Here is a 3,708-nt window from a genome sequence, read left to right as displayed (position 1 = left end):
TCGAGCTGGTCTTCGAGGATGACGATGCGGCAGGCGGCCTCGATGGGGGTGCCCTGGTCGACGAGTTCGCGGGCGCGGGCGGCGATGCGCAGCTGGTAGCGGGAGTAGCGGCGGTGTCCGCCCTCGGAACGCAGCGGGGTGATCAGGCGGTGTTCGCCGAGAGCGCGGAGGAAGGCGGGAGTGGTGCCGAGCATCTCGGCGGCCCGGCCCATGGTGTAGGCGGGGTAGTCGTCGTCGTCGAGGATGTCGGCGGGGCGGGTACTGCGAGAGGGCATAGACCTCTTCTTTCGGGGGATGCGTCGGGGGGCCCGGGTGCCGTACGGCACCCGGGCCCCGAGCTTTCAACACCACCTACCGGCCGACTACGCCGGCCTTCTTTGTCCGCAGGTCCGCCTGGGAGGGCGGGGCAGCGGGGATCGCGGATGCGTGACCGGGGACCACCTTCCAATCCGGGGTCTTGCGGTACCCGGGCGGACTGCTTCCTCGCCCAGGCGATCCTGATGGCGTTCTGCTCCTTACCTTCGGTTACTCGGTTGTACTGCTGGCTACCGCGGGTACTGCTTGCGACCCCTTCGGGTCGCGTCCTGCTTGACCTGCTCGCACGGCAGTTCCTGTCTGCCGTGCCCACTTCGACTTCCGGGGTACGAGAGAAACGGTAACCCTGCGGACGGCCAATGTCTACCACCGTCGCGACAGATTTCCTCTTTGGTCCGTGCGGGTATTTCTTCCTCAAATACGACCGGAAGAGTGCTGTGCCTGGTTGAATCGCGGTCCGGCGGGCAAGCGCTGAGCCTGCCGGTACAACAGATCTCGGGTGGGGGTGACAGCGCATGACCGACATGCAGACGACCCGCACGGCGGCCCCGGCCGGCGCCCTGGTCGTGGTGGAGGGTGACAGTCCCGGCGACGTCGCCCGCGATCAGCCCGTATGTGTCGCTACCTGCCCTGGGGTGCGTATGGGCCAGGAGGGCATCACGACGCGTTCTTTCTCGCCCCCACCTCGGGTGGGCGGGGGCGGGAGGGGCAGGGTGGACGCCCTCGCCGTCCCTGTCAGGCTTCAGGGATTCTCGGGCGTCTGCCTCTTTGCCGGTTAGGGCCTGGCGCTACGAGGCGACCGTGCTGGTCGCAGTCCTGAATGAGTGGCTGTGACCAGCATGGGCCTGATATGTTCTAGCCGTCGATGTCGAGTGCCGTGCCGTACAGGTGGTCTACCTTCAACCGGATGACTACCCGGCGCTCGGCAACCAGCTGCTCCAGGAACGCACCTTCATCTTCCGGCTTCGCTGCTTGCGGGATCATCTCAAGGAGTTCCCGCCCGACGGCGTCGCCGGGAACGGTCGTGCTTTCAGAGACCTCGGCCTCGCCTTCAGCGACAGCGAACGACCACACGTCGCCACCTTGCACATGAAGCGCCGCACGTGGGTTACGCCGCAGATGCCCGACCTTGACCCGGTCGGCCGTCGTCGAGAACCGCACCATGCGGGCTTCGGGATCCCAGCTGTACAGCATGGTGGTCAGGTGGGGGTGGCCACTGCGCTTGACGGTGGCGAGTGTGCCGAACTGCTCCTTGCCAAGCAGGCTGGAGAGGGCTTCGTCGGACAGTGGGCGAGGTGCTGGTCCTTGAGTCATGACGTGATCAACGTGCATGGCCGCCACGCCTTTCACGGACGTAACTCCAAGACCACTTTCACAACAGACCCTAGCTTGATCTTTAACGTTTGGGCCGTTGGCCAGCCGCTGAATGCGGTCGAGTTGACGTCAGGCTGCGTGGGACCATTTCGGCATGCGCCTGGTAGCTGACGGAGCCACGCCGGCCTCGCGGCTGGTACTGGTGAAGTACCTCGAGTCTGACGACGGATACGCCTTCGAGCTGGCGAGTCCCCTCTTTCTGGCCGCCAGTGATCGAATCGCTTTCGAAGACGGCAGGCTTGTTGTCGTGCGGGCCAGTGGAGAGCGACTGTCACCGGCCGGCGACTGGTCCACTCGTTGCGGACCCGGGTCTCTGCGTTGCCGGTAGAAGCCATGCCTCGAACGGCGTGTCGTACTTGATCACTCGGTTCGGTATCCGCCGTACATGGAAGCGGCCTTCGTCTGAACATGTGCTCCGACCAAGAAACACACACGTCCAGCACGAAGGCCGTGAGGATGAGTCTGCTGCATCGCGATGTCCGGCAGGAGCTGACAGCCCAACTGTCACGCTTCCGGGGTGAGTTCTACGCCTGTCTCGCCGCTCGTTCGGATGCTCTGTTCGAGCTGGCCGACGCGGTCTTGTGCGGTGACGGGCCAGTGAGGTCGCTGGTAGAGCTGTCGCTGGTGGGCGAACACCGCCGTGGACACGGAGGACTCTACGCCGCCGTCTCAAAGGGTCGGGTCGACGCGGATCGGATGCGGCAGGCCCTGGCCGCGGTGCCGCTGCCGCGGGCCGTCGATGGCCGGCTGGTCCTGGCCGTCGATGTCACGTGCTGGCTGCGGCCGGACGCCCACACCTCACCCGAGCGGATCCTGTGCCACACCTACGGCCGGGGCAAGGACCAGCACATCCCCGTTCCCGGGTGGCCGTACTCGATCGTGTGCGCGCTGGAGCCGGGCCGCAGCTCGTGGACCGCCCCGCTCGACGCTCTGCGTCTGGCACCTGGGGACGACACCGCGACCGTCACCGCCCGGCAGTTGCGCGAACTGGTCGAGCGGCTGATCACCGCAGGCCAATGGCAGACAGGCGACCCGGACGTCCTCGTCGTCGCGGACGCCGGATACGACGCACCCCGCCTGGCCTACCTCCTGCGGGACCTGCCGGTCCAGGTGCTCGCGAGGATGCGGTCGGACCGTGTTCTGCGCAGGCAGACCCCGCCGCGGCAGCCTCAAGCCATGGGCCGGCCGCCCCGGCACGGCGGTGAGTTCGTCTTCGGGCAGCCCGACACCTGGGGCACCCCGGACACCCACACCATCACCGACACGCGCCTCTACGGCACCGCCACAGCCCGGTCCTGGGACCGGCTCCACCCCAAACTCACCCACCGCTCTTCCTGGGCAACCGCCGACGACACCCTTCCGATCGTCGAGGGGACCGTGATCCGCCTGGACATCGAGCATCTGCCCAGCGGAGCCACCCCGAAGCCGGTCTGGCTTTGGTGGTCGGGCACCGGCGCCACCGAAACGGACAGCGACCGACTCTGGCAGGCATACCTGCGACGCTTCGACATCGAGCACACATTCCGCTTGTTCAAACAAACCCTCGGCTGGACCTGCCCTAAGATCCGCACCCCCGAGGCGGCCGACCGATGGACCTGGCTGATCCTCGCGGCCTACACCCAACTGCGACTCGCCCGGCCGTTAGCAGCCGACCGGCGGCGCCCATGGGAGAGGCCCGTATCCTCGGACAGACTCACCCCGGCACGTGTCCGCCGCGACTTTCGGCACATCCGCCCCAAGGTCCTCTGCCCGGCCGGGGCACCGAAACCACCCGCCCCGGACCTGGAAGACCACCCGGCCGAAAGAACGTCCGACCTACCCCACGCCACGACGTCCACACACCCCGCAAGACAGGTACCACAACGCCCCGGACCAAGAAGTCGACCACTCCGCGACCCCGCCGCACAGGTTAAAGATCAAGCTAGCCTCGATCTTTCGTGACGGTCCGTCGGTTCATTTGGCGGGCCGTTTCGGCTTGTTGCGCATGTATCGGGCAGGGTGAGTACCCGGCTGTCGCGT

2 protein-coding genes and 1 pseudogene are annotated in these 3,708 nt (G+C 66.8%); 1 reads left to right on the top strand and 2 read right to left on the bottom strand.

Annotated features, from left to right (window positions below; all coding sequences use genetic code 11):
- Both ADL25_RS07590 and ADL25_RS07580 read right to left on the bottom strand, forming a co-directional pair.
- On the bottom strand, positions 1 to 275 hold a 275-nt coding region (locus tag ADL25_RS07590; RefSeq protein WP_059126883.1), incomplete at its 3' end, for a helix-turn-helix domain-containing protein.
- Positions 276 to 1,170: 895 nt separating this feature from the next.
- Positions 1,171 to 1,629 carry a TIGR03618 family F420-dependent PPOX class oxidoreductase gene (locus ADL25_RS07580; protein WP_059126881.1) on the bottom strand — a complete coding sequence of 153 codons (459 nt, stop codon included), beginning with the start codon at positions 1,627 to 1,629 and terminating at the stop codon, positions 1,171 to 1,173.
- A 516-nt stretch (positions 1,630 to 2,145) separates the two neighbouring features.
- Between ADL25_RS07580 and ADL25_RS07575 the strand changes: the two are divergent.
- A pseudogene (locus ADL25_RS07575) lies at positions 2,146 to 3,602 on the top strand (NF041680 family putative transposase).
- The last annotated feature ends 106 nt before the right edge of the window (positions 3,603 to 3,708 follow it).

Source organism: Streptomyces sp. NRRL F-5122 (assembly GCF_001507435.1).
Lineage (GTDB): Bacteria > Actinomycetota > Actinomycetes > Streptomycetales > Streptomycetaceae > Streptomyces > Streptomyces lannensis.
Note: the sequence above shows the minus strand (reverse complement) of the source record. Positions and strands in the feature narration are given on the sequence as shown.

What these genes read in the sequence shown, in the direction of transcription:
- ADL25_RS07580 (WP_059126881.1), bottom strand. Translation starts at nt 1,629, where the DNA reads ATGACTCAAGGACCAGCACCTCGCCCACTGTCCGACGAAGCCCTCTCC.